Raw genomic sequence first — 26118 nt, forward strand, 5'->3', positions numbered from 1 at the left:
GCCTTCGCCTCCAGCCTTCGCCTCCAGCCTTCGCCTCCAGCCTTCGCCTCCAGCCTTCGCCTCCAGCCTTCGCCTCCAGCCTTCGCCTCCAGCCTTCGCCTCCAGCCTCCGCTGGCCTCAGCCGCCAGAGCTACCCCTGGCTCAGCCGCTAGAGCTCCCCCTGGCTCAGTTGCTCGAGCTATCCCCTCGGCTCAGCCGCCCCAGCCATCCCTCGGCTCAACCGCCTTCAGCCTCACCAACTCGCCTCAGCGCCCTCAAACCAGCGTGGTCCAGCCCCAGATCGCCCTTCCCACGCCACCTGCCCATCAGGTCAGCCCCGATGAAGGCCGCTTCTTGAGGCCAAGCCGAGCCGCACCTGGTCCTGGCCCCCAGAAGGAGTTCTTGCCGACCAACGCCTCACCCGCCTATGGGAGGAGCAATCCCCAATACAGCGCCCACGGAACGAAGACGACGCCGCCCGCGACCAGCAGCCCGACCCGTACCTTCTCCCCGAGTGGAGTGGACCGCCGCCACCGTACGCAGGTCAAGACGGTGCCCACGACGGTCGCGACAGCGAGAGCCTGGAGCGCCAGCCAGATGAGAGGCCGCTCCGCCACCAGGGGCCCCGGCGAGGCCAGCTTCCCCCCGGTCATGATCGAGTAGAACAAGTACGCGAACCCGCCGACGACCACCGCAAGCCCACCGACACTGACCAGCCACGCCCCCTTGATGGGCCGTACCTCACCGTGCCGCACCCCCTCGACGGGTGACATTTCATCCCGCCGCGCCTCGTCGGCAAGCAGCGCCCCACCCCGTTGGACTTCCTCGGCAGGCAGCACTTCACCCTGCCTCGCCCTCTCGACGGGTGACACCTCACCCCGCCTCGCCTTCTTGGCAGGCAGCACCCCACCCTGTTGGGCCTTCTTGGCAGGCGGCACCCCGCCCTTCCGTGCCTCCTTGGCAGACAGGACTCCACCCCTTCGCCGGACCCGCCGCACCAAGGCCACCACCGGATACCCCCCGAACGCGACCAGGAACAACACCAACACCGCGACCTGAACACCCGCCGACTCCCACCACTCAGCAGGCGGCACCGCCACCGTGTCATCCGCCTGGACCGGCGCGGGCCCCGTCACCTGCGCCACAGGCGCCCGCCCCGACGTCGCCTCTCCCACCCAACTGCCGACCAGCTCCGCATAGCCAGGAGCGAGCTCGGGCAACCGGGTGACCCCGCCGTCGGGCGTCCGATGAGCAGCATGATCGGCATCCGCGAAGAACCGGAACATGTACCGCCGGTTTCCACCCTTCTCCAGCGCCTTGGCGAAGATGGGAGGCGTCTCCCGGGGCGGGGTCAGCAGATCGTGTACGCCCCAGATCCCGAGCACGGGCTGCCGTACACGCGCGATGACCGGCTCCGGATCGTAGTAGGGCTCGGGAAACAACCCGCCATCCGCGATCATCCGGTACATCGTGGGCTCCGTACGGTCGACGAAGGACCCGTGCACCCCCGCCTTCCGCAACCCGGCCGCCACCGCCCACGTTTGCTGCCGCAGCGGCTGCAGCGCGTTGGCGCCCACCAGGATCACGAACGAGATGTCTTTGGACCGCGACGCCGCCAGCGGCGCCACCCATCCACCCTCACTGAGCCCCCAGATTCCGACCTTGGCCGGATCGACCCCCGGCTGTCGCCGCAACGTCCCCACAGCCCCCAGGGCGTCGTCGGCCAGCTGCGAGTACGACCTCTCGAACAGCGAATACCCCTCGGAACGCTTGTCGTAGATCAGCACCGACAGCCCTTGCCGGGCGAACGCCACGGCCTCGCCCAGCAGCTTTTCCCGTTTCGTCCCGGTCCCCGCCCCATGCACCAGCACCACACCGGCCCGCCCACTCCGCGCCCGAGCCGGACTGATCACGCTGCCATGCATCTCCAGCCCACCACTCCCTCGAAAGCTCACCTCGGAGGCCACCAGATCGTCGGGCACACCAAGCCCCCCACCGCCCCCAGGGCCGGAACGCACCTCAACACCACCTCCACGCCGCCCACCCGAGCCGACCTGCCCGCCCGAGCCGACCTGCCCTCCCGAGCCGACCTGCCCGCCCGAGCCGACCTGCCCTCCCGAGCCGACCTGCCCGCCCGAGCCGACCTGCCCGCCCGAGCCGACCTGCCCTCCCGAGCCGACCTGCCCTCCCGAGCCGACCTGCCCGCCCGAGCCGACCTGCCCTCCCAAGTTGAACTGTCTGTCCGAGCTGAGCCCGCCCGAGCTGAGCCTGCCTGGGCCGAGCTGTCCGCTCGGGCCGCGTTGCCCGGCCAGGTCGTGCTGTCCAGCTCCGAGCCCCCGCTGCAGGACACCCTGCCCCGCCTGCCCGTCGATGTGCTCGGTCGAGGATCTGACCGCCAACTGCCCCACCTGAGAGGTGACCGCCGGAAGCCCCACGGAGGTGCCGGGTGAGGCGCTGAGCGAGGAGCCGAGTACTGAAGAACTGCCAGAGGGACTGGCTGCCAGAAGCGTGGCGGCGAGGGCCGCGAGAATCGTTCGCATATCGCCGAACATACTCTGCAGAGAAGTGTCGGCAAAGAGAAGTCTGCAGATATCGTTCGGGAGGACTACCCTCCTCCTCATGAAGGAGGACGAGACGAAGGATGGCGACGAGCCGTTCATCCTTGACGACCCGGGCAGGCTCAAAGCACTGGCCCACCCTATGCGCCGCCGTATGCTGACCCACCTCAACATCCACGGCCCAGCCACCTCCACCACATTGGGCGAGTTGCTCGGCGCCAAGACCGGCACCACGAGCTACCACCTGCGCCAGTTGGAGAAGTACGGCTTCATTGAGGAGATCCCCGAACGCTCGTCCGGCCGCGAACGCTGGTGGCGCCGCGCCGAGCTCCCTAGGGACATGCGCTTCCCCAACCCCGACCAACTGGCCCCGGAGGACCGCGCGGTCCTGACCGAGTTCCTGAGGGTCGGGTTCGAGGAGGACCGCGCCCTCGTGGACCGTTTCCCGGCCGCCTACCGCACTGACCCCGACTGGGCAAAGGGCTCAAGGGGTCTGGCGCGCATGACGAAGGAGGAGCTGAACGAGTTCTACAACGCGTATATCGCGCTGCTCCTCCAGTACAGCCGCCGGCACGAGGACACCTCTCCGGACGCCCGCCCCGTCTACATCCGCCTCTTCACCCTCCCCGCCGACGAGCCCTAACCCCCGGCACTGGAGCAGCGGCCTGGGCCGTAGGCGCTGAGAGCGTGCGCTGCCACGGTGGGGGCTGTGGTGGCGTGCGTTGCACGGTGAGGGTTGCGACGGCCGGGTACTGTCCGGGCGCCGGGGCGGTCGGCACTGTGGCATGGGTTGCCACAAGACGTGTCGTTGTGGCGGGGGCCGAGGCGGCGGGTTGTGACGGTTGGGTGCTGTCCGGGCACTGGAGCGGTGGGCTGTGGCGGCGTGTGCTGCTGCGGCTGATGCCGCCACAGAATGCAACTGAAGCCCGGAGAGTGCAACGGAAGCCCGAGGTCCGTGCTCGGTGCGTCTCGAGGGCTGTTGTCACGCCCCGAGACGCGCAGCCTCACTCCGCGGTGCCCAGAAGGCCGAGGTTGGGTTGTTCGGGCTTGTTGGTTGGCGCCTCGCGGGTGGTAGGGGTGCTGGTTGTCAGTCGTTGTCGGGTAGGGCCGATTGGATGGGGGTGGTGTTGCCTGTTCGCACCAGGAAGCCTCGGCCAGGGGGGCCTCCGGTGGTTCCGCGGGGGAGGCGGATCGAGAAGATGTCGCCGTCGGCCTGGCTTTGGACCGCCAGTAGCACGCCGGTGCGGGACTTGCGGGTTTCGGCGACGAAGCCGCGATAGGCGACGGCCAGGTCTCCGGTTGTGCCGGCGATCAGCAGTGCGTGATCTCCGTCCCGGCCCGATCGGAGCACTTCCTCCAATGCCATCCCCAGTGGGCCGTCCGCATTGATCAGCTCGGCGTCGTCCACGAGCACGACGTACTGCTGCAGCTCCGCGACCAGCTCCGGCAGGTTGGTGGCGTTGCCGTCCAGCACGGCCAGTGCGCCGTTCAGCTCCCTTAACGGGCTGCGCCTGGGGGCGACGGCGATGACGGGTGTGCCGTGGGCGATGAGCGAATGGGCGGCGGTCAGCAGGATGGACGAGCGGCCGGAGCGGGACGGGCCGGCGATCACGGCGCCGGGCCCGTGAGCCAGCAGGTCGAGGCCGAGCGGTGCCAGGGCGTCGCCGCCGGCGCCGATCAGCGCCCACAACGGGGACGTGGGTGTGAACGTCGGGTCCAGGGCGAGCGACTGGGATGCCGTGATGCGCATGGGGAGGGCGTCCACCCGCAAGGGCGGGTCGCCTTTCCAGGGCCAGTTGCCCTGGCCGGCGTTCGCGGATCGAGCGCGAGCGGGGCCGGAAGCACGTCGTAGACCCTCCGGGCCTGCCGTCGAAGTGCGGGCGAGGGTTTGGAAGGCGGCGACCTGGGCCGGGCCCGACGGGTCGGGGGAGAGCAGCGCGATGTGGTGTTCGACGATGCCGTTCTCGCCCATCGAGAGGGCCCGGCCGGGTGGCATCGACGAGGGCAGTCCCTTGAGGGGGAAGCCCGCCAGGCCGTAGTCGGCGGAGTCTGAAAGGCGCAGGAGCAGGCGGTCGTCGAAGACCGTCGAGACCTGGCCGAGCAGGCCAGAACGGTCGCTGGTGACCACCGCCCTGAACCCCACCGCCGGGCCTTCGCGCATGAGCTGGAGCAGGGCCTCGATCAGGCGGCCGTAGTCGTAGCTCTCGAAGGCGGCGACGAAGCCCTCCCATCGATCGAGCATGAACACCAGCCAGGGGAGGCGGTGGCCGGCCTGGCGGTATTCGGCCAGGGAGGCGTGGCCGGCCTCGGCCAGGAGTTGCTGGCGGCGGCCCACCTCGGCACGCAGGCGGGTGAGGAGACGTTCGACCCGGTCGAGCTGGTCGCGGGTGACGACGGCGCCGCAGTGGGGCATCGCCATCAGGGGCAGGAGCGCTCCGGAGCCGCAGTCGACCGCGTGGACGTGGACGTCTTCAGGGGAGGTGTGGGCCGCGATGGAGCCCGCGATCGTGCGCAGTGCCGTCGATCTGCCGGAGCGGGCGGCCCCCGCGATGAGCAGGTGGCCTCCGTGGGCCAGGTCCAGTGCCAGCGGGCGGCGGTCCTGTGCCCAGGGGCGGTCGGTCAGGCCGTAAGGCAGGGGTGGCACCTCGCCGACGAACGTCCCCTGAGGGGCGGTGGTGCTGGGGTGGTCCGGCGGGGGAGCGAAGGGGGCCGGTGCTGGGTCGCGCGGGCTGCCTGGCAGGGGATTTTTGGCGCCTCCGGGGGAGCGGTGGCCTGAGGCTGCTACTGGGTTGAGGGGCGTGGGGTGGTCCACGGGTGGGCTTCCGGGGAGGCCGAGGGAAGGCTGGGCCGAGCCTTTCACGGAGGCCTGGATGGGGTCGTGGGGGTGGGCGGCGATCCCTGGAATGTGCCGTTTGGAAGCGCTCTTCGGCGGTGCTGGGAGGTCTGAGCCGTTGGGGGGTGGGAGTGGTGGTGTGGTTCCCGGGGGTGGGGTGGTGAGGGCCGGGAGGTCCAGGACGAAATGGGTGGGGAGGGGGTCGAGCCAGGGGCTGGGCTGGACGGGGACCGCGGCCAGGTGGGTGGCCTCGATGAGGGCGTCGGCGACCAGGGTGAGGTCGGTGACCGTCGAGTCCTCCGTCGGCTCCGGAGGGGGCGGCAGGGGTTTGCCCAACGAGCGCCAGCTCACGTCGAGCACTCTGACGGCGGTGCCCGGCCCGGTGAACGGGTCCGCAGAACCCGGTGCGGGGCTGCGGCCGCCAACCCTGGCAGTCTGTACGGCCGTCGCCGCTCCCATGCCGGAACGGACGTAGCAACGGCCGGGCGTCGACTTGGAGATATGGGCGGCGTCCGGCAGGTCGATGACGTCGGAGGACTCGGCCGGCTCGGTCACGCGCAGGGCGATGCGCAAGGAGGTGTTCGCCTGGATGTCGGCCGTGACCACGCCCGCGGGGCGCTGCGTGGCCAGGATGAGGTGGATGCCCAGCGATCGGCCACGGCGGGCGATGTCGACCAGACCCGTGACGAAGTCGGGCAGCTCGGCCACCAGGGCGGCGAACTCGTCGATGATCAACACCAGCCGCGGCATGCCCGTGCCCGTGTAGTCCTCGATGTCCTTGGCGCCGGCCGCCGCCAGCAGGCGCTCTCTCCGGCGGATCTCGGCCGCCAGCGAGTCGAGGGCCCGCTGTGTCAGATGGCCGTCGAGGTCGCTGACCATGCCGACCGTGTGCGGCAGGCGTACACACTCCTTGAAGGCGGCGCCGCCCTTGTAGTCGATCAGCACGAACGTGAGCTGGTCGGGCCGGTTGGCCACCGCCAGCGAGCAGATCAGCGTCTGCAGCAGCTCCGACTTGCCCGCGCCCGTGGTGCCGGCGACCAGGCCGTGGGGGCCGTCGAGCCTGAGGTCCACCGAGAACGGGCCCTCGGGGCCGATGCCGATCAGCGCGCTGGTGGAGCCCTGGGCGCGCCATCGCCCGGCCAGCTCCCGGCCGGACGGGCTGGGCAGACCCATCAGGTCGAGCAGGCGGACGGCGTCGGGGAGGTTGCCCGACGCGTCGTCCCTGCTCACGTCGCGGATCGGAGACAGGGCCCTGGCCAGCCGGTCGCACCAGGCGGGGGAGACGAGGTCGCCCAGGATCGGGCCGATGACGTCGAGGCCGCCGCCGCGCAGGCGTACGAGACCGCCCGGGCCGCACGCCGCCACCGTCTGGCACTCCTCGGGAAGCAGCCGCTGGTCGTCGTCGATGGCGAGCGTGAACACCCCCGAACGCGGCCCCTGGCGCAAGACCTGCGGCATGTTCGGCAGGCCGCGCAGGACCTGGGCGCCGTCGAGGATCACCAGCACGTCGTAGGGGCGCACGTCGTACGAGGAGAACGTGGGCTTCTCCGGGCCTCCGAGGTCGTCCCAGCCGGTGGGGATCTTGCCCAGCTCGGGGATGGCGGTGTTCTGGCGTTCGTCGATGAGGGCGGCGAGCTCGGAGACGCGGCGGGCGGCCGACTCGGGGTCGGTGCCGACCAGCGCGACGCACTCCTCGCCCGAGCGCGGCGTACAGTGCGGGAGCCAGCGCGTCCAGCCCCAGCGGCGCTCGCCGTCGGCGTGTGCGGACACGACCACGATGGCCAGGTCGCGGGGGCTGTGCAGGGTCGCGGCCTGGGCGATCAGCCAGCTCGCGAGGCTGGTGGCCGCGGCGCGCGGGCCCGTGACTCCCGCCACGCCCAGCCTGCGCATGGGCAGCGCCACCGGAACCGAACGGCACATCGGCGGGTCGATGGCGCCGCCCTGCTCCTCCGACAGCTCCAGGTTGGCGGGCAGGTCGGCGAGGCCGACCCTGAGCCTGAGCGAGTCGGCGTCGTGGATCCTGCGCTCCCACAGCCGCCTGCGCGGGCCCGTGGCGGTGAGCAGCACCTGCGCGGGGTCGGGCGCGTCCGACCTGCGGGCCGCCTCGTCCGCCACCCTCGCCTGCTCGACGGCCTCGTCGTACGCCTGGAGCTGCTCGTCGTAGTCCTTGAGCGCCTTCTTGTGCTGCTTCTTGCCGTGGCGGCGGTCGCTCCACCATTGGCCGATCATGATGACCGGGGTCATGAGGGCGACGAGCAGGTAGTACGGCTGCTTCAGGGCGAACGCGAGCGTCACGCCGAGCACGGCGGGGAGGAGGGCGGCGAGCAACTGGAGGCGCAGGCCTTCGTTCCTGGACGGCTCCTTGGGCTTGACGAACTTGCGCTCGGGCTCCGGGCGCCGGAGCCTGGGCGGGCGGTTGTAGGACACGCCGCCCTCGCTCCTGGGCGCCAGATGCGCGTCCTTGGGCTCGATCGACGTCAGCACGAACACCGACGAACCACTCGTGAGCACGGCCTGGTCGGGCCATTCGATCTGCTCCGTGAGCGGCCTGCCGTCGAGCTCGGGCACCTCGCCGTAGTCGGCGGCGAGCTCGGCCGCCTCCCGCTCCGCGACCCTGGCCGTGAGCTCGGCGACCTCTTCGGCCCATCTGCCCTTGAGCTTGAGCTTGGGCGCCTCGCCGGCCGGTCGCCACGCGCGCTCGATGGTGATCGCGTCGGGCGTCACGCGTACGGTCACCGCTTCCGGGGCGAGGGCGGGGTCGGCGGTGGTCATGGCGCACATCGGGTCGGAGCCGATGACGTGCACGCCCAGGCCCAGCCGGTGTACGGTGCCGGCGGCCGGGCCGCCCACCACGCGTACCTCGGCCACCCCGCCTGGCTCCTCGATGAGGGTGGCGCGGGCGAGCTGGGGGTCAAGCGTGATCTTGTCGCCGTCGCGCAGGACGGCGGTGGCGGGGGCGCGGGGGTCGAGCGGGCGGCCGTCACGCCACAGGACCGGCGCGGCCTTTGCCTGTGCCGTGGCCGCCTGTGCCGGTCGTGTTGCGGAGTGCTCCGGTTGGCGGGGGTGTGGCACATGGGTGCCGGTGTCTTGCGTGGGCGACATTCCGTAGGGGGCTCGTGCTTTGGGCAGGCGGACGATCTTCGCCAGCGGACCGTGATCGTTGAGCGCGTCGCTCACCCTCGCCACTGTGGCGCCGTCGTCGCCGTCGATCACGACGTCACGGTCGCCCTGCCCGCCGAGCACGGTGAGCATGATCCGCATGATGCCGTCTCCTCGCTCGGATCTCGGGCGCCCAAAGGTAGCGCCCGCAGCGAGAGTAGGCGGGTTGGTTGACGGCAAAGGCATGGCTGGCGGTTGCTGTGGATGGGCGGGGGTTGGTGCTCCTGGCGGCTGTGGATAACCGGTCTTCGCTCTTTGGCGGGGGTGGGCGGCTGTCTGGGGGGTGGTGGGTGTGACTGACGGGCGTATGGCATTGCTGTCCGTTTGGTTAGGGGTGGGGGGTTGCGTGTGGCATGGGTGGGGGTGGGTGGTTGGGCGTCTTGCGGGTTGCGCCGGGCTGGGTGGTGAGGGTGGGCGGTGGTGGGCAGGGGCGTGATCGTTGGGTGGCGGTGGGTGCGAGCGGAGTGGTGATGAGAGGGGGCGAGGGTGGGCAAGGTGCGATCGCTGGGTGGGGTGGAGCGGGGTCGGTGGTGGTGAGGCTGAGTGCGGTGGTTGGGGTGGGTGCGGCGGGGGTGGGCGAGCGGGTGATGGTTCGGGCGGGGTGAGGTGGGTGGTGGGGATATGGGAGTGGGGAAGGTAATGGGGTGAATGTTGTGGTGGGTGTTATTGGAGTGGTGACTAGCCGGAGAAAACGCCGTTCGTCAACTCGATAGAAAGAACGGGCATCGATTATCCGGCATTGGCATACCGTCACCTGCGAAACAAGCATGGGTCCTCGCATTCCGCCCCCGCGCGCCCTCCCCGCACCACATAATGGCGGCAATTCCACGATTCAATTGGGAGCCCCCACCCATGAGGACCAGTGAAAAGCCTGCCGTCAACGCGGCGGCGGGGTTGTCCGGCCCGGCCTCGCGTAGGCTCCCCGTGCCCCCTCGAGAGCGCAAGCCGGCCCTCGCCGCCTTGGCCGTTCTCCTGATTCTGGGCGGCGCGCTGGCCACGACCCTGCTCGTGCTGCGCAGCGGCGACCGCGTCTCCGCGATCCGCGTGACCCAGCAGGTCGGCGCGGGTCAGAAGTTCACCGCGCAGATGCTGGAAGAGGTCCAGGTCGCGGCCGACAGCGGTGTCGACTACGTGAGCTGGTCGGAGCGGGGCAAGGTGGAAAACAGCTTCGCGACCGTCACGATCCTGCCCGGCACGCTGTTGACGAGCCGGATGGGAGTCAAGCAGAGCAGCGAGCTGGGCCAGGGAAAGGCGACCGTCGGATTGGCCCTCAAGCCAGGGCAAATGCCTGCCGGAGTGGAGCCGGGTGACCGGGTCCAGGTGATATATGTGCCGAGCCGTACGGGCCAGGGACAAACACGCGTGCTCGCGGAAAGCGCCCTCGTGTTCTCGGTGGGCGACAGGTCCCGGACGGGAAATTCCGGCCAGATCACGGTAATAGTGGATTCATCGGCGTCACCGGAAATAGTGGCGTTCGCCTCCAGCGGTGAGATCGCGGTGGCCGAGCTACCGGGGGCACGCTGACGTGGCGCTGATCGTACTGGCCGCCGACAAAGGCGCCCCGGGTGTGACGACGGCGGCGACGGCCCTCGCGGCGGTGTGGCCGCGGCCCGTGCTGGTGGCCGAATGCGACCCGGCGGGCGGCGACCTCGCCTACCGGCTCCCGGCCGCCGACGGCGGCGTGCTGAACCCCGGCAAGGGACTGCTCACCCTCGGCGCCACGGCGCGGCGCGGGCTTGATCCCGCCCAGATCCAGCAGCACACGCAGAAGATCGTCGGGGGGCTCGACGTGCTGGTCGGGCTCACGCACGGCGAGCAGGCCGCCGGGCTCACCTGGCTGTGGGGGCCGCTGGGCAGGGCGCTGGCCGGCATCCCGGACGCCGACGTGATCGCCGACTGCGGCCGCCTCGGCGCGCACGCGCAGCTCGGCGACCTGATCGCCGAGGCCGAGCAGGTCGTGCTGCTCACCAGGGCCACCCTCGACCACGTCGCCCACCTGCGCGAACGCCTCCAGATCACCAAGGCGCACGGCGTCGCCGTGATCGCCGACCCGCGTAACTACCGCGGCTCCATCGACGAGGTACGCAGGATCGTCGGCCCGACCGTCCAGTACGTGTACGGCCTCGCGCACGACCCCAAGGGCGCCGAGCTGCTGCGCGGCCAGTGGGGCGGACGGCTCGACCGGTCCCTGCTCATCCGCACCGCGAGAGACCTGGCGGGAAGGCTGGTGAGTCACCGATGATCGATCACTCGCTGGTCAAGCGCTTCCGCCAGGAGGTCGGCGACCGGCTCGCCCACCAGCGCCGGCTCGACCAGGCCAACGGCCTGCCGCCGATGACGGGGGAGGACGAGCGCCAGTTCGCCCGGGCGCTGATCTCCCAGGTCCTGGAGGAGCACGCCCGTAACGAGATCGGCCTGGGCCGCACGTCGCCCACGGTCGAGGAGGAAGAGGCTCTCGCGGCCGGCATCCACGCCGCGCTGTTCGGCGTGGGCAGGCTGCAGCCGCTGCTCGACGACCCCCAGGTCGAGAACATCGACATCAACGGCTGCGACAGGGTGTTCGTCAGCTACGCCGACGGCCAGGAGGTCATGCACGACCCGGTCGCCGAGTCCGACGACGAGCTGATCGAGCTCATCCAGATCCTGGCGGCGTACTCGGGCCTGTCGAGCAGGCCGTTCGACAGCGCCAACCCGCAGCTCGACCTGCGCCTCCCCGACGGCTCCAGGCTGAGCGCCGTCATGGACGTCACCATCAGGCCGGCGGTCTCGATCCGTCGCGCCCGCCTCGGCAAGGTCTTCCTGTCCGACTTGGCAGGCAACGGCACGATAAGTCGGGATATAGCGCTGTTCTTGACGGCCGTCGTCGCCGCCCGCAAGAACATCATGATCGCCGGATCCACCAACGCCGGCAAGACCACCCTGCTCAGAGCCCTGGCCAACGAGATCCCGCCCAGCGAGCGCCTCATCACCGTCGAACGCGCCCTGGAGCTGGGCCTCGACCAGTTCCCCGAGCTCCACCCCAACGTCGTCGCCTTCGAACAGCGCCTGCCCAACTCCGAGGGCCAGGGCGAGATCTCCATGGCCGAGCTGGTCAGACGCTCGCTGCGGATGAACCCCAGCCGCGTCATCGTCGGCGAGGTCCTCGGCGACGAGATCGTCACCATGCTCAACGCGATGACCCAGGGCAACGACGGCTCCCTGTCGACCATCCACGCCAACTCCAGCATGGAGGTCTTCAACCGCATCTCCACCTACGCCCTGCAGGCCGGCGAACGCCTCCCGATCGACGCGACCCACATGCTCATCGCGGGCGCCATCGACTTCGTCGTCTTCATCGAGAAGCGCAACGACTACCACATCGGCGGCACTCTGCGCCGCTACGTGGCCAGCATCCGCGAGGTCAACGGCTGCGACGGCCGCGTCCTGTCGAGCGAGGTGTTCGTGCCGGGCCCCGACGGCGCCGCCGTCCCGCACGCGCCGGTCTCCTGCCTGGACGAGCTCATGGCCCACGGATACCTGCCGGGGGGATGGTGACGAGATGATCTTCGACCCGTTCGCGCTGCTCACCGGGGCGGTCATCGGCGGCGGTCTGTTCCTGTTCTTCATCGCCCTGTACGGCATGCGCCCCCGCCCGCCCCAGCCCAAGCGCCACCTGCTCAAGGCGCTGACCACCCGCACGGCGATAGCCGCGGTGGCGGCCGGGCTGGTCCTGATCATCACCGGCTGGCCGGTCATGGCGGTGGGCACGGTGCTGCTCGTGTTCGCCTGGCGCGGACTGTCGGGCGGGGCCGCCGAGGAGCGCGCCGCCATGCGCCGGCTCGAAGGGCTCGCCGCCTGGACCGAGTCCCTGCGCGACACGATCGCCGGCGCGGCCGGGCTAGAACAGGCCATCCCGTCGTCCATCAGGGCCGCCGCCCCCATGCTCAGGCCACACCTGCGGGCCATGATCGACCGGCTGCACACGAGGATGGCGCTGCCGGAGGCCCTGGCGTTGTTCGCCGACGAGCTCGACGACCCCTCGGCCGACCTCGTGGTGGCCGCGCTCATCCTCAACTCCCGGCTGCGCGGCCCCGGCCTGCGCGACGTGCTGGGCGCGCTGGCCGTCTCGGCCCGCGAGGAGCTCGACATGCGCCGCCGCGTCGAGGCCGAACGCCGTGCGACCAGGCGCAGCGTCCAGATCGTGGTGATCACCGCGCTCGTCTTCGCCGGGCTCCTCATCCTGTTCAACCCCTCCTACGTGGCCGAGTACGAGGGCCTGCTGGGCCAGGCCGTGCTCCTGGTCGTCGCGGGGCTGTTCGGGGCCGGGTTCGCCTGGATGAGGCGGCTGGCCAGGTTCGACAAGCCGACCCGGCTGCTCATGGGAGGAGGCGGCGTCAATGGTTGAGGGCGCGCTGGGCGGAGCCGTACTCGGGCTCGGCCTGTTCGTGCTGCTGCGGGCGCTCTTCCCGGCCCGCCCGGGGCTGGTGGCGCGGCTGCTCGCGCTCGACGCCGTGCGCGAGGACGCGGGCGCCCCGAGCCTTCAGCTCCTGCTGCCCGAGGAGGAGGTCAGCGCGTTCCGCCGCGGCCTGGGCGCGCGCCTGGCCCGCCTGTACGCGGCCCGTGGCTGGGAGGTCAGGTCGATCAAGGCGGACCTGGCGCTGCTCGGCCGCTCGTTCGAGGCGTTCCTGGCCGGCAAAGTGCTGCTGGCGGCCAGCGGCCTGCTGGCCTTCCCGCTGCTGCTCGGCTGGCTGGTGCTCATGGAGTGGGGCACCTCGCTCGCCATCCCGTTCTGGGCCGCCGTGCTCGTCGCGCTGCTGTTCTTCTTCCTGCCCGACCTCCAGATACGCAAGGACGCGGCGGCCAGGCGGCGCGACTTCCGCCACGTGGTCGGCGCGTTCCTCGACCTCGTCTCCATGAACCTGGCCGGCGGCCGAGGCGTCCCCGAGGCCCTCATGATGGCCGTGTCGGTCAGCGGCGAGCAGCCCAACTGGGCGATGGGCCGCATCCGCGACGCGCTCAGCGGCGCCAGGATCGTCGGCATCACCCCGTGGCAGGCGCTCGGCCAGCTCGGCGAGGAGATCAACGTCGACGAGCTGCGTGACCTGTCCGCCGCGCTCGGCCTGGTGGCCGACGACGGCGCCAAAGTACGCGCGTCGCTGACGGCGAGGGCCGCGACGCTGCGCCGCCGCGAGCTGGCGGAGATCGAGGGCAGGGCCGGCGAGCGGTCACAGTCGATGCTCGTCGCCCAGCTGCTGCTCTGCGCCGGTTTCGTGATCTTTCTCAGTTTTCCCGCCGCTATGAAGATGTTGGGGTCCTGATGAACCATCCCTGGATCGTTTACCTCACCGCCTACCTGGGCGTGCGCATCCATCGCGCCCGCACCGCCCCCACCCGCGGCGCCTCCGCCGTCGAGTGGGTGATCATCACCGCCATCATCGCCGGTGTCGCGCTCGGCCTGGCCACCTTGATCAAGTCGCTGGTGGAGCAGAAGCAGAGTGAGATCCAAGGCAGTTTCGGCGGTGGCGGCGGCACCGGTGGCAACCCGTAGGAGGCGCGAGCGGGGCGCCACGGTGATCGAGCTGGCCATGCTCATGCCGGTCATCCTCGCGGTGGCGCTGCTCGTCGTGCAGGTCGCGCTCTGGTTCCACGCCCGGCAGGTCGCGGAGGCCGCCGCCCAGGAGGGCGCGCGCGTGGCCAGGGCGGCGCCGTTCGACTCCGGTGACTGGCCGGGCCAGGCCACCGCGAAGGCCACCGACATCATCCAGGCCGTCGGCCCGAAGCTGCTCCAGGGCGCCACGGCCACGACGTCCGAGAAGGACCCCGACGAGCGCTTCGTCACCGTGACCGGCAGCGCCGTACAGGTCATCCCGCTGCTGCCCGAGCTGACGTTCACGATCACCGCCACCGCGGGCGGGCCGGTCGAGTGCTTCCGCCCGGACAACGGCGGAGGGGACTGCTCATGAAGGCGGGAGAGCGCGGCTCCATGGCCGTGGAGACCGTGATGCTGGCCCCGGTCTTCCTGCTGTTCCTCATGTTCCTGGCCGGGGCGGGGGTGCTGGTGGAGTCGCAGGGGCGCGTCAACGGGGCGGCCAGGGACGCGGCCAGGGCCGCGTCGGTGCAGCGCACGTTCGACGAGGCCGAGGCCGCCGCCAAGGCGGTCGCCGACGGCACGCTGACCGGGCCCTGCGGGTCCCCGTCCGTCTCGCTGGACGGCTCCGAGTGGGAGCAGGGCGGCCAGGTCCAGGCCGAGGTGAGCTGCGAGCTCGACCTCGGTTTCCTGGGGTTCGGGGGCGTCAAGCAGATGACCGGCACCGCGGTGGTGCCGATCGAGCAGTTCAGGAGGGTCGAATGAGCGAGCGGGGGTCGATGTCGGTGTTCACCGTGCTGTTCTCCGTCGTCGTGTTCCTGCTGGCCGGGCTCCTCGTGGACGGCGGCGCGGCGATCAACGCCCGGTTGCGCGCGGCCGACGTGGCCGAGCAGGCCGCGCGGGCCGGCGCCGACGAGATCGACGTCGACCACCTGCGCGCCACCGGCCAGACCCGGTTGCTCGGCGATGACCAGGTGTGCGCCAGGGCCGACGAGATCGTCGCCGCGCAGGGCGGCGAGGGCGTGACCCGCGGCGAGTGCACCGTCGGCCAGGCACAGGCGCAGGTGACGGTCACCGTGTCGGTGCAGTGGAAGGCGTTCTTCCTGAGCGCGATCGGCTTCCCCGGCGACGAGATGACCGGCCAGGCCGTCGCCGCGCCCGAAGCGAGATAGACCGAAACTCACCGGTCGATGGATCGGCGAGCTCACGAGCACGACCCTGGACTGGCGGAAGGGAGAGACGATGCCGACGCGAGAGCCCGCGCGCCCACACGGACGTCACACGCCCGTGCGCGTCAAAGCCAGGCGCAGCGCAGGAGACGTGCTCGCCGGCATCGGGTCGCTGATCGTGCTGGTGGCGCTCGTGGGCGGGGTGCCGTACGCGCTGCTCACGTTCGTCGGGCCGCCGATCGCGCCCGAGCTGCTCGACCTCGACCTGCTCACCAGCCGTGTCGGCCCGAGCACCATCGTGGCCGTGCTGGTGCTGCTGGTCTGGCTGGCCTGGTTCCAGATGTTCGCGTGCGTGCTGGTCGAGGTGTACGCGGGCGTCCGCAGAGTCGGCATGCCGGCCCGCGTGCCGCTCTCCGGAGGCACGCAGGCGCTGGCCAACAAGCTCGTCGGCGCGGTGCTGTTGCTGTTCACGGCGGGTGCGATGGTCGTACCGCTGGCCAAGCTGGCGCCCACGCCGCCCGCCACGCCCGTGACGGCGGTGGCGTACTCCGCGCCGATCGTCGAGAAGACGGCCCTTGAGACGCAGAAGACCAAGAAGGTGTACGTGGTGCAGCCCCCGCACGGCCGGCACCACGAGAGCCTGTGGGAGATCGCCGAGAAGTGCTTAGGAGACGGCCGCCGATATCCCGAAATTTATCGGCTTAATCAGGCGAAGGAGCAGCCGGACGGCACCCGCCTGCGCATGGCCGACCTCATCAGGCCCGGCTGGGTGCTCGACATGCCGGACGACGCCAGGAACGTCCACATCGTCCCCGTCGACCAGCCCCGCGAGCAGACGCTGCGCGAGCACCCGGGCAGGGCCGCGACCAGCCAGGACGCGGGCCGGCACGCCGACGAGCGGACCGGCCGGGCCGAGAAGAAGGTCGAGGCCAAGCACCGCCAGCCGGAGCAGCAGGAGCAGCGGCGGCCCGACCAGCCGCAGGCCACCATCAGGGAGAGCCAGTCGGCCGACCTGACCGACTACCTCGCCACCGCCTCCCTGGCCGCCGCGGGCCTGCTGCTCGTGCTGGCCAGGCGGCGCCGCGAGCAGCTCTGGCGGAGGGTGTTCGGCCGCCGGATCGTCCGCCCGCGCGACGACGCCGCCCAGGCCGAGGTCGCGCTGAGGCTCGGCGGCGACGCGCCGGGCGCCCGCATCCTCGACATCGGCCTGCGGCTGCTGGGCGCCGAGCTGGCCGCCCAGAACCGCACGCCCCCCACCGTGTACGGGGCGCACCTGTCGGCCCGCACGCTCGACCTGTGGATCCACCCGCCGGACGGCGACGCGCCCGCGCCGTGGACGGCCCAGGACGGCGGCCAGGTGTGGCGGCTGCCCGCCCATGAGGGCCGCCTGCTGGAGGAGCAGGCGGGCGGGGCGCCGTACCCGGGGCTGGTCTCCATCGGCACGGACGCCAGCGGGCGCGTGCTCATCGACCTGGAAGCCGCGCAGGGCCTGATCAACGTGCGCGGCCCGCAGACCACCGCCGCGCTGGCCGCGCTCGCCGTCGAACTGGCCACCAACCGCTGGTCCGACCGCATGCGCATCACGCTCGTCGGCTTCGGCGAGGAGCTGACCGCCATCGCGCCCGACCGGATCAGGGCCGTCGGCGGCCTGGCCGAGGTGCTGCCCGAGCTGGAGGCCGTCGCCACGCCGCGCAGGGAGGTGCTGACCGGGCGCATCACCGGCAGCCCGCGCGAGGCCCACTACCTGCTGTCCGCGGTCGCGCCCACGCACGAGGAGGCCCGGCGGCTCGCGCTGCTGGCCCGCAGGGACACCGCCGGTTACGTGCTGGCGGGCGAGGTCCCGCACGCCACCTGGACGCTGGAGATCGACGACGACGGCCGGGCCAGGATCGCCGAGCTGGGCTTCGACGTGCAGGCCCAGCTCCTGCCCCGCCGCCACTACCAGGCCCTGATCGACCTGTTCAGGACGGCCTCCCGGGTCGACGGCGAGGCCGTCACCGAGGCCGAGCCGCTGGCGGGGCTGCACCCGCCCGTCGTCGAGGTCAGGATGCTCGGCCCCATCCAGGTCACCGGCCTGCGGCCGTTGGAGGAGGGCCGGCTGGCGCTGGCCGCGGAGCTGCTGGTCTACCTGGCCACGCACCCCGGCGGCGTGCATCCCTCGGTGCTGGGCGGGGTGCTCTGGCCGCGCGGCGTGCAGGACATGGTCAGGGACGCCACGATCGCCAGGGTCGCCGAGTGGCTCGGACGCGAGCACCTGCTCACCGACGAGGCCGGTCGGCTCAGCCTGGGGCCCGACGTGCGTACGGACTGGGCGCTGTTCCGCGAGCTCGTACGCCGCTCGCACGGCGACCCGACGGCCAGGGCAGTCCTGCTGGAGAAGGCGCTCGGCCTGGTCAGGGGCCCGCTGCTGAGCGGCCGCCAGCCGGGCAGGTACGCCTGGCTGGCGGCCGAGGACCTGGAGTACGACGTGGCCGCCGAGGTGGCCGACGCGGCGCACCAGCTCTGCGAGCTGCGGCTCGCGCACGGGCAGCCGGACGCCGCGGTGGCCGCCGTACGCGCGGCGCTGCTGCTGGCGGTGGACGACGAGGGCCTCTGGCGCGACCTGCTGCGAGCCACGCACGCCACCGAGGACACCGTACGGCTGCGCGCCGTCGTCGAGGGCCTGACCCGCAGGGCGGCCTCGCACCCCTACGGCGGCGGGATGGCCCCGGAGACCGAGGCATTGATCGAGGAACTGCTGCCCACGTGGCGCATCCATGTGGTGAGGGAGTCGTCGGCATGAGACGAGTCGTGGTGCTGCTGATGATCGTCCTGGCGGGCTGCGGGCAGGCCGAGCGCCCGTACTCGCCCGCGACGGAGCCCACCCCGGCGAAACCCTCCGCCAAAGCCGCACAGCCGGAGGAGACGCTGCCCGCCGGCCCCCAGAGCATCGCCATCGGCGACGGTCTGCGCGTGCGGGTGGAGTGGCCGGCCGATCCCGACCCGCTGCTGAAGGTCATCGTCGACCAGTACGTGGGCACCCGCCAGGCCGTCGTCGACGGGACCCGCGGCTACCGGCGCAATCTGGAGATCAAGGCCGAGGCGCAGGCGACGGAGTGGGTGAACGGGTTCATCGACGAGGAGCAGTCGATGCGCGGGACGGGCCGGCTCTACGACCTGCGGGTCAGCGCCCGCATGGGCAAAGGCGCTCAGATCAACGCGTGCGTGGACGAGTCAGGCGTGCGGATGATCTCCTCGCGCACCGGGAAGGCCGTCGCGCCCCAACCCGATTGGCTGCGCACCCCCTACAGCCAGAGCGTGGTCGCCCATCGCGGTGACGACGGGGTGTGGCGCATCAGGTCCTACATCACCTCCACAGAGAGATGCACCCGATGAAATCTTTGCTCGCGGTACTGCTCGCGGTGCCGCTGTCGCTCGGTCCGACTCCGGGACCCCGTGATGTCGACGTCAACGGCAGCCAGAGCGGGCGGACGACGAGCCTGAGCCTGGAGGCCAGCTCCATCAAGATCAGCGGTGACGGCGCCAAGGGCGGCTCGGGGGACGGCTATCGCATCCCGCGCCCCTGCTGGTACGAGCCCAGCCTGAACGCCGAGGAGATGTTCCGGCTGCACACCGAAGGCGCGGGCCCGGCCAGGCGGGCGGGCATCGACGAGGGGAGTTTCCGGGCCTTCGTCCAGCAGTTCAAGGACAAGCTCGGCAAACCGGGCCGATGGTGGGTGCCCGCGTACAACAAGGCCGATCCGAACGGCGCCGCCTGCTGGGGCGGCCTCGATCTGTTCGTCTTCATGCCCCCGAACACCACGCCCCCGTCCGGGATCACGATCGAGCAGCTGGCGCAGATCGCCAGGGCCGCGCTGACCGTCCCCGAGCCCACGGTCAAGCTGAACCCCGACGCCAGGAGCTTCGTCAACCTCCCGACCTTCGTCTGGCTGGAGAACGTCGGCCAGCCGCGCCGCACGGTCACGGCGGCGATCCCCGGCGTCATGAGCGTGACCCTGGTGGCGACGCTGCAGGACATCAAGATCGATCCGGGTACGTCCAAGGACCGGGCCGAGGTGCACGAGGAGGGCTGCGGGGCGTCCGGGAAGCCGTACGTGAAGGGCGCCCAGTTCACGTGCGGCGTGCGCTACCTGCGCTCGGCGATCGACCAGCCGCGCGAGAAGTACACGCTGACCGTCACCACCGTGTGGCCGGTCCAGGTGGCCGACAACGTGGTGCCGTTCCAGTTCGCGCCCGTACAGGTCGGCGCCAGCCGGGACGTGCCGGTCGGCGAGATCCAGAGCAACGTCAAGCCGTGAGCGGCGGGTCCGGGCGGCTCAGGCCCGGACCACCGCCACCAGCGGGGCCAGCTCGGGCTGCTCCGCCGCCTCGTCGAGCACCTCTTTCAGCACGCCGTCGTGCGTGGGACGGGCCCGCCCGAGCAGCTCGAACCCGGCCTGCGTGACCTCCGAGTAGATCCCGCGCCGGTCGTCCTCGCACAGGTAGCGCTTGAGCAGGCCGCGGTTCTCCAGGCGCGTCACCAGCCTGGTCGTGGCGCTCTGGCTGAGCACGACGGCCCTGGCGAGCTGCTGCATCCGCATGTGCCAGCCGTCCTGCCTGGCGAGCACGTCCAGCACTGTGTATTCGCTCACGCTGAGCGAGTGCTCCTTCTGGAGTGATTTCTCCAGCTTGTCCTCGATTTTCGCGTGCAGCGCCGCGAGGGTGCGCCAGCCCTGGGCGCGCGCCTCCACGGCGTCATCGGCTAGGGGCATGTGACGACCTCCTCGACATCCTTGTATGTTCATGTAGTCGGCGTGTGCAAATAATGTCCACGCTTACTAACGTCGTCTGAGGAGAAGTCTATGCCTCTCGCCCTGTTCGCCCTCGCGATCAGCGCCTTCGGCATCGGAACCACGGAGTTCATCATCAACGGGCTGTTGCCCGAGGTGGCGGCCGATTTCCACGTGTCCATCCCGGCCGCCGGGCTGCTCGTGTCCGGTTACGCGCTGGGCGTGGCCGTCGGCGGGCCGCCGCTGACCATGCTCGGCGGGCGCCTGTCGCGCAAGACCATGCTGCTGTCCCTGATGGTGCTGTTCATCGTGGGGAACCTGCTGTCGGCGCTGGCGCCCTCGTACGCGCTGCTGATGGTCGGGCGGTTCCTGTCGGCCTTCGCGCACGGCGCCTACTTCGGGGTCGGCTCCGTCGTGGCCGCCGATCTGGTCGCGCCGCAGAAGCGGGCCAGCGCCATCGCCATGATGTTCACCGGTCTCACGCTCGCGAACGTCCTGGGCGTGCCCCTGGGGACGTGGATCGGCCAGGCGTTCGGCTGGCGGGCCACGTTCTGGGTCGTGGTGGCGATCGGCGTGGCCGGTCTCGCCGGCGTGGTCGCCCTCGTGCCCCGGCAGCCGCGCCCGACCGGGAGCATCGTGCGGGAACTGGCGACGTTCCGCAAGGCCGGCGTCTGGCTGGCCCTGGGGATGACGGTCTTCGGCTTCGCCCCGGTCTTCGCCGTCATCACGTTCATCGCGCCCATCATGACCGGCGTGGGCGGCTTCTCGCCCGGCGCCGTGCCCGTGGTCATGGCCCTGTTCGGGGTCGGCCTCGTGGCGGGCAACCTGATCGGCGGCAAGCTGGCCGACCGCGCGGTCATGCCCAGCATCTACGGCTCGGTCGCCCTGCTCACCCTGCTGGCCGTGGCGGTGGCCCTGGTGTCGGGCAACCAGGTGGCCTTCGTGATCACCATCACGCTGTTCGGGGTGGCCGCCTTCGCCACGGTCCCGCCCCTGCAGACCCGCGTCCTGGACGCCGCCGCCGGCGCCCCGACGCTCGCCTCGGCGGCCAACATCGGGGCCTTCAACCTGGGCAACGCGATCGGCTCCTTCGCGGCCGGCCTCACCATCGACGCCGGCCTCGGCTACACGGCCCCCGCCTGGACCGCGGCCCTGCTGGGCCTGGCCGGGCTGGCCGTGGCGGGGGCGGCGGGCCTGCAGGCCCGCCGCCTGGTGCCCGCCACCTAGCGAGCGCCGCCTAGCGGACGCCGGACTCGTGGGCGAGCAGCCACTCCTTGACCGGCACGCCGTAGTAGTAGCCGCCGTAGCCGCCGCCGCTGGGCAGCACCCGGTGGCAGGGGACGAACGGCGCGATGAGGTTCTGCGCGCAGGCCGAGCCGGCCGCCCTGGCGGCCGTCCTGGGCATGCCGGCCCGCTCGGCCAGCTCCGCGTACGAGACGGTGGTCCCCGCCTTGACCTCGCGCAACGCGGCGTGGAGCCGCTTGCGGGTGGCCGAGCCCGGCTGGGAGACCGGGACGGAGTCCAGCGCGTCCAGATCCCCGTCCAGGTACGCCCGGACCGCCACGGAGACGGCCCCGAGGTCGTCCACGACCTCCAGGCCCTCCGACCGCAGCTCGGGCGTCAGGCGGTCGAACATCTCCGTCGGGTCGGCGGTGAAGCCGGCCGCCACCACCACTCCCTCGCGGCAGAGCAGGGACAGCGGGCCCATCGGGGTCGGGATGAGCTGAGCAGCGATCATGATGAGCTCCAAAGGTGCAGGGCGGCGTAGGCCCGCCAGGGCCGCCACCGTTCGATGTGGTCGTCGGGGATGCCCAGGGCGGCCATGCGCTTCTTGAGCACGAGGTCGCCCGTGGGCCACGCGTCCGGGTCGCGCAGCGCCCGGAGCGCGATGTAGCTGGCCGTCCACGGGCCGATGCCCGGGATCTTGAGCAGGTCCGACACCGCCTCGGCGGGGTCCTGGCCGCCGTCGAGGTCGAGGCGGCCCTCCACCAGGTGGCCGGCCAGGTGCCTGAGCGTGTCGATCCGGCGGTTGGTCAGGCCCAGGCCGATCAGGTCCGTTTCCAGGAGTTCGGCCGGGGTGGGGAAGAGCGGGCCGGGGGCCTTGGCGACGATGCGGCCGAGGAGGGTGCGGGCGCCGGCCACCGAGATCTGCTGGCCGACGACCGCGCGTACGGCCAGTTCGAAGCCGTCGAACGCCCCCGGCACCCGCAGCCCGGGACGGGCCGCCACCAGCGGCCCGAGCGAGGTCTGCTCGAGGATCTCCGAGATGGCGGACGGGTCGGCGTCGAGGTCGAGGAGCCGGCGGCAGCGGGCCACGACGCGGGCGAGCTGCCGGGTGTCGTCGATCGCGACGTCCAGGGCTATGTGGTCGCGGCGCGGTGTGAGTGTGATCGTCCCACCCGGTACGGCCCGCGCGTACGACGTCAGGTCCGCCACCTCCAGCCCTGGGATGGCGCGCGCGGCCAGGAACGCGAAGACCCCGTCCACGTCGTACGGCTCGCGCCGGTGCAGCCGGAGCCGGAGCGTCGCGTCGGAGGCCCGCGGGCCCGCCGTGGCCCGCAGCTCGCTGGGCGTGAAGCCGTACGTCTCCCGCATTGTCGCGTTGAACTGCCGCACGCTCCCGAACCCCGCCGCGAACGCCACCTCCGTGACCGGCAGCCCCGTCTCCGTCAGCAGCTGCTTGGCCAGCAGCAGCCGCTTGGTCCGCGCCACCGCCAGCGGCCCGACGCCCAGCTCGGCCACGAACAGCCGGTGCAGGTGCCGCTCGGTGATGTGCAGCCGCTGGGCCAGCCCCGCCACGCCCTGCTCGTCCGCCGCGCCGTCGTCGATCAGCCGCAGCGCCCGGCCGACCAGGTCGCCGCGCACGTCCCAGCCCGGGTCGCCGGGCGAGAGCTCAGGACGGCACCGCTTGCACGGCCGGAACCCCGCGGCCTCGGCCGACGCCGCGTGCCGGTAGAAGCGCACGTTCCTTGACGAAGGCGTACGCGCCGGGCAGATCGGACGGCAGTAGATGCGCGTCGTCGTCACCGCTGTGTAGAAGCGCCCGTCGAACCGGGCGTCCCTGGCGGAGACGGCCCGGTAGCAGGAGTCGAAGTCGAGCTGGAGTGGTGACATGCCTCCGACACTAGGCGCTCCCGGAGGGCGCCGACTGGCGGAAATCGGACGTGAGCGTCGAACGGCAGGTCAGCAGGCCGAGCCGGGTGACCTGCGGAAATCGGACACCCGGCCCATGGCTACTTGGACGAGACTCCGACGCCCAGGTCGAACTCCCGGTAGACCCGGGCCCAGAAGCCGTCACGCAGCCACACGCGCGCCTCCGGGTAGGGGCGCAGCGAGTGGCCGAGCTCCTTCTCCGCCTCGATCAGCAGCTCGGTGTCGATCACGGTCGGCAGGATGGGGCCGGGCAGCAGGTCGCGGATGTTGTCGCGGCCACGCGTGAGGATCCACTTCTGTGCCACGTGCTCGCCCACGTCCTCCACGCGCGGGCGGCTCGGCCCGAGCTTGGCCACCTGGCCCGGTTTGGCGTGCGGCTTGACGGGCGCGCGCCCGGCGAAGACCTGCGCGGGCGACGGGGCGGCAGCGGGCGGGGTGACCGGGACGGGCTGGGGAGCACGGCTGAAAAAGGGCCTCAGGAAATCAGCGGAGATCACTTCCACGGTGTCGGACTCCCACACCAGGCGCTCGGCCTGGTTGGTGCCGTACGGCGGCTCGACGCCCCACAGGTGGATCCGCACTCCGTACGCCTGCGCCGCCTCGACCGCCGGAACCATGTCCTCATCGCCGGCCAGCAGGATCGTGTCGGTGACCGCATGATGTCGGGCCAGCGCCTCCAGATCGCTCCGGATCTGCGCGTCCACGCCTTTCTGCTGGCCACGGGCGTTCAGGTTGCCAAGCCGCACCTTGACCCACGGGAGCTGGGCGATGACCCGCTGGTCGACGGTGGGCACACGGTCACGGGCCGCGTCATACCAATAGATCCGCAGTAGTTCGCCGGAAGTACGTTCCTCTGCATGTTTCTGTAGACTCTGGATGAGCTCATCGGCGGCCACCCGATATTCTTTGCGTTCCTTCGCGCCGAGCAGCACTTCACCCGCCGCCGCGTACAGATAACCGACATCCACTAGGACGGCGTACTTGGCTGCCACAGGATGCGGCATGAGGTCTGGGATGGCCATGTCGTCCTCCAGGCCGCGGTGTTAGTTGATCGGCTGACTATATACGCCTACTTTCTCTAGATAGTCCCAACTCCCGGGGAACTTGACACCCGATTCTCAGGATCTATCTAGGGTAGAGCGCTCATCCGCCAAGCCGACTTCCCTGGGACGACAGGCTTACGCATAGCTCTGGCAGGGTTTCGCCACGTTTGCCGACGGGGCTGTGGAGGTGCCTCCGGTTCTGCGTGTGAGCCCTGCCGTGTCGCGAGGACGGCGACCAACGCCGCGATCTCCTCGGGCGTGGCGTCCCCCCGTACTATTCGCAGATCTGGCGTCATAGCGGGATGTTCCCATGCTTCTTCGGCGGGAGCGTCGCCCGCTTGTTCCTGAGGGCCCGCAGCGCCCTGACGACCTGGGTCCGGGTCTCCGACGGCCGGATCACCGCGTCCACGTAGCCGCGCTCCGCCGCGATGTACGGATTGGCCAGCGTGTCCTCGTACTCGGTGACGAGCCGGGCCCGCTCGCCCTCGGGGTCGTCGGAGGCGGCGAGTTCGCGCCGGTAGAGGATGTTGACCGCGCCCTGTGCCCCCATGACCGCGATCTGGGCCGTGGGCCAGGCCAGATTGACGTCCGCGCCGAGGTGCTTGGAGCCCATGACGTCGTACGCGCCGCCGTACGCCTTGCGCGTGATCACCGTGATCAGCGGCACGGTGGCCTCGGCGTAGGCGTAGAGGAGCTTGGCGCCCCGGCGGATGATTCCGTTCCATTCCTGATCGGTCCCTGGAAGGAATCCCGGCACATCCACAAATGTCAGTATCGGAATATTAAAGGCATCACATGTTCGAATAAATCGGGCGGCCTTCTCCGACGCGTTGATATCCAGACATCCGGCGAAATGCATGGGCTGGTTGGCCACGACCCCGACCGGCTGGCCGTCCACGCGGCCGTACCCGACCACGATGTTCGGCGCGAACAGCGCGTGGACCTCCAGGAACTCCCCTTCGTCCAGCACGTGCTCGATCACCCGGTGCATGTCGTACGGCTGGTTCGCCGAGTCGGGGATCAGCTCGTCGAGCTCCGGATCGGGCTCCAGGTCGGCGGCCGGCTCGAAGGCGGGGGCCTCGTCCAGGTTGTTGGACGGCAGGTAGGACAGCAGCGCCTTGACGTACTCCAGCGCGTCCTGCTCGTCGGCGGCCTGATAGTGGGCCACGCCCGACTTCGTGTTGTGCGTGTGGGCCCCGCCGAGCTCCTCGAACGTGACCTCCTCGCCCGTCACCGTCTTGATCACGTCGGGCCCGGTGATGAACATCTGGGACGTCTGGTCCACCATCACCACGAAGTCGGTCAGCGCCGGGGAGTAGACGTGCCCCCCGGCCGCGGCGCCCATGATGAGCGAGATCTGCGGGATCACGCCGGACGCGTGCACGTTGCGCTTGAAGATCTCCGCGTAGAGGCCGAGCGCCACCACGCCTTCCTGGATGCGCGCGCCGCCGCCCTCGTTGATGCCGATGATCGGGCACCCGGTCTTGATCGCCAGGTCGAGCACCTTGACGATCTTCTCGCCGTACACCTCGCCGAGCGAGCCGCCGAAGACCGTCACGTCCTGCGAGAACACGCACACCTGCCGGCCGTCGACCGTGCCGTGCCCGGTGATGACGCCGTCGCCGTACGGCCGCCGGCTCTCCAGCCCGAACATCGTCGACCGGTGCCTGGCGAACTCGTCGAACTCCACGAACGAGCCCTCGTCCAGCAGCGCGAGCACCCGCTCCCTGGCGGTCAGCTTGCCCTTGGCGTGCTGCTTGTCCACGGCCGCCGCGGAGCCCGCGTGCGCGGCCTCGTCGAGCCGCCGCTCCAGGTCGGCGATCTTCCCGGCGGTGGTGTGGATGTCCGGCCGGTCCGGCGACTCCTCGGCAGCAGTGCTCATGCTCGCA

The 26118-nt window shown here is 71.0% G+C and carries 22 protein-coding genes; 14 read left to right on the forward strand and 8 right to left on the reverse strand.

All coding sequences use genetic code 11. The features are described 5' to 3' along the window. Positions 1-404: 404 nt before the first annotated feature. Entirely contained in the window at positions 405-2378 is a 1974-nt protein-coding gene (locus ABZS69_RS13540) for an alpha/beta hydrolase (protein ID WP_355370748.1), read from the reverse strand. A gap of 220 nt (positions 2379-2598) precedes the next feature. Here ABZS69_RS13540 and ABZS69_RS13545 point away from each other — a divergent pair, with 220 nt between their 5' ends. Beyond that, positions 2599-3180 (forward strand): helix-turn-helix domain-containing protein, encoded by a 582-nt coding sequence (locus ABZS69_RS13545; protein ID WP_355370751.1) that lies wholly within the window; start codon positions 2599-2601, stop codon positions 3178-3180. 444 nt (positions 3181-3624) lie between these two features. On the opposite strand, the gene ABZS69_RS13550 is transcribed toward ABZS69_RS13545, so the two are convergent. Beyond that, complete coding sequence (locus ABZS69_RS13550) at positions 3625-8631, reverse strand: FtsK/SpoIIIE domain-containing protein (RefSeq protein ID WP_355370755.1); 5007 nt, start codon at positions 8629-8631, stop codon at positions 3625-3627. 858 nt (positions 8632-9489) lie between these two features. Between ABZS69_RS13550 and ABZS69_RS13555 the strand changes: the two genes are divergently transcribed. The 12 genes from ABZS69_RS13555 (at position 9490) to ABZS69_RS13610 (ending at position 19562) form a co-directional block, all read left to right on the forward strand. Then, positions 9490-10053, forward strand: a complete 564-nt coding sequence (locus tag ABZS69_RS13555) for a hypothetical protein (RefSeq protein WP_355370757.1) — start codon at positions 9490-9492, stop codon at positions 10051-10053. Position 10054: 1 nt separating this feature from the next. Continuing rightward, positions 10055-10771: a hypothetical protein gene (locus ABZS69_RS13560; RefSeq protein ID WP_355370760.1), complete on the forward strand. Its 717-nt coding sequence runs from the start codon at positions 10055-10057 to the stop codon at positions 10769-10771. After that, complete coding sequence (locus ABZS69_RS13565) at positions 10768-12063, forward strand: ATPase, T2SS/T4P/T4SS family (protein ID WP_355370763.1); 1296 nt, start codon at positions 10768-10770, stop codon at positions 12061-12063. Before ABZS69_RS13560 ends, ABZS69_RS13565 begins: the two co-directional genes overlap by 4 nt. Positions 12064-12067: 4 nt before the next feature. Further along, the gene (locus ABZS69_RS13570) at positions 12068-12913 is read left to right on the forward strand and encodes a type II secretion system F family protein (protein ID WP_355370766.1); all 846 of its coding nucleotides are present in this window, start codon (positions 12068-12070) and stop codon (positions 12911-12913) included. Next, complete coding sequence (locus tag ABZS69_RS13575) at positions 12906-13826, forward strand: type II secretion system protein (RefSeq protein WP_355370769.1); 921 nt, start codon at positions 12906-12908, stop codon at positions 13824-13826. Before ABZS69_RS13570 ends, ABZS69_RS13575 begins: the two co-directional genes overlap by 8 nt. After that, complete coding sequence (locus ABZS69_RS13580; RefSeq protein ID WP_355370772.1) at positions 13826-14056, forward strand: hypothetical protein; 231 nt, start codon at positions 13826-13828, stop codon at positions 14054-14056. The genes ABZS69_RS13575 and ABZS69_RS13580 overlap by 1 nt, the downstream gene beginning before the upstream one ends. Further along, entirely contained in the window at positions 14043-14471 is a 429-nt protein-coding gene (locus ABZS69_RS13585; protein WP_355370774.1) for a TadE/TadG family type IV pilus assembly protein, read from the forward strand. The genes ABZS69_RS13580 and ABZS69_RS13585 overlap by 14 nt, the downstream gene beginning before the upstream one ends. Continuing rightward, the gene (locus ABZS69_RS13590; protein WP_355370777.1) at positions 14468-14860 is read left to right on the forward strand and encodes a TadE/TadG family type IV pilus assembly protein; all 393 of its coding nucleotides are present in this window, start codon (positions 14468-14470) and stop codon (positions 14858-14860) included. Before ABZS69_RS13585 ends, ABZS69_RS13590 begins: the two co-directional genes overlap by 4 nt. Beyond that, complete coding sequence (locus tag ABZS69_RS13595; protein ID WP_355370780.1) at positions 14857-15267, forward strand: pilus assembly protein TadG-related protein; 411 nt, start codon at positions 14857-14859, stop codon at positions 15265-15267. The genes ABZS69_RS13590 and ABZS69_RS13595 overlap by 4 nt, the downstream gene beginning before the upstream one ends. 70 nt (positions 15268-15337) lie before the next feature. Then, a complete protein-coding gene (locus ABZS69_RS13600; protein ID WP_355370783.1) occupies positions 15338-18046 on the forward strand; it encodes a BTAD domain-containing putative transcriptional regulator in 2709 nt (902 codons plus the stop codon). Further along, the gene (locus ABZS69_RS13605; RefSeq protein WP_355370785.1) at positions 18043-18639 is read left to right on the forward strand and encodes a hypothetical protein; all 597 of its coding nucleotides are present in this window, start codon (positions 18043-18045) and stop codon (positions 18637-18639) included. Before ABZS69_RS13600 ends, ABZS69_RS13605 begins: the two co-directional genes overlap by 4 nt. Beyond that, positions 18636-19562 (forward strand): hypothetical protein, encoded by a 927-nt coding sequence (locus ABZS69_RS13610; RefSeq protein ID WP_355370788.1) that lies wholly within the window; start codon positions 18636-18638, stop codon positions 19560-19562. The genes ABZS69_RS13605 and ABZS69_RS13610 overlap by 4 nt, the downstream gene beginning before the upstream one ends. Positions 19563-19580: 18 nt before the next feature. Here ABZS69_RS13610 and ABZS69_RS13615 read toward each other — a convergent pair whose 3' ends face one another. After that, on the reverse strand, positions 19581-20015 hold the full coding sequence (locus ABZS69_RS13615; RefSeq protein ID WP_355370791.1) for a MarR family transcriptional regulator: 435 nt from the start codon (positions 20013-20015) through the stop codon (positions 19581-19583). Between the two features lie 90 nt (positions 20016-20105). Between ABZS69_RS13615 and ABZS69_RS13620 the strand changes: the two genes are divergently transcribed. Then, positions 20106-21260, forward strand: coding sequence for an MFS transporter (locus ABZS69_RS13620; protein ID WP_355370794.1), 1155 nt, complete (start codon positions 20106-20108; stop codon positions 21258-21260). 10 nt (positions 21261-21270) lie between these two features. Here the strand turns inward: ABZS69_RS13620 and ABZS69_RS13625 are convergent, their stop codons facing one another. The 5 genes from ABZS69_RS13625 to ABZS69_RS13645 all read right to left on the reverse strand — a co-directional run bounded on the left by ABZS69_RS13625 (position 21271) and on the right by ABZS69_RS13645 (position 26111). Then, positions 21271-21771, reverse strand: coding sequence for a methylated-DNA--[protein]-cysteine S-methyltransferase (locus ABZS69_RS13625; RefSeq protein WP_355370797.1), 501 nt, complete (start codon positions 21769-21771; stop codon positions 21271-21273). Further along, complete coding sequence (locus ABZS69_RS13630) at positions 21768-23147, reverse strand: DNA-3-methyladenine glycosylase 2 family protein (protein WP_355370799.1); 1380 nt, start codon at positions 23145-23147, stop codon at positions 21768-21770. The genes ABZS69_RS13625 and ABZS69_RS13630 overlap by 4 nt, the downstream gene beginning before the upstream one ends. Before the next feature lie 119 nt (positions 23148-23266). Beyond that, complete coding sequence (locus tag ABZS69_RS13635) at positions 23267-24208, reverse strand: NYN domain-containing protein (protein WP_355370801.1); 942 nt, start codon at positions 24206-24208, stop codon at positions 23267-23269. Between the two features lie 107 nt (positions 24209-24315). Continuing rightward, entirely contained in the window at positions 24316-24525 is a 210-nt protein-coding gene (locus ABZS69_RS13640; protein WP_355370804.1) for an acyl-CoA carboxylase subunit epsilon, read from the reverse strand. Further along, entirely contained in the window at positions 24522-26111 is a 1590-nt protein-coding gene (locus ABZS69_RS13645; RefSeq protein ID WP_355370807.1) for an acyl-CoA carboxylase subunit beta, read from the reverse strand. Before ABZS69_RS13645 ends, ABZS69_RS13640 begins: the two co-directional genes overlap by 4 nt. Positions 26112-26118: the final 7 nt, after the last annotated feature.

It is taken from the genome of Nonomuraea sp. NPDC005650 (genome assembly GCF_040605375.1).
Taxonomy (GTDB): domain Bacteria; phylum Actinomycetota; class Actinomycetes; order Streptosporangiales; family Streptosporangiaceae; genus Nonomuraea.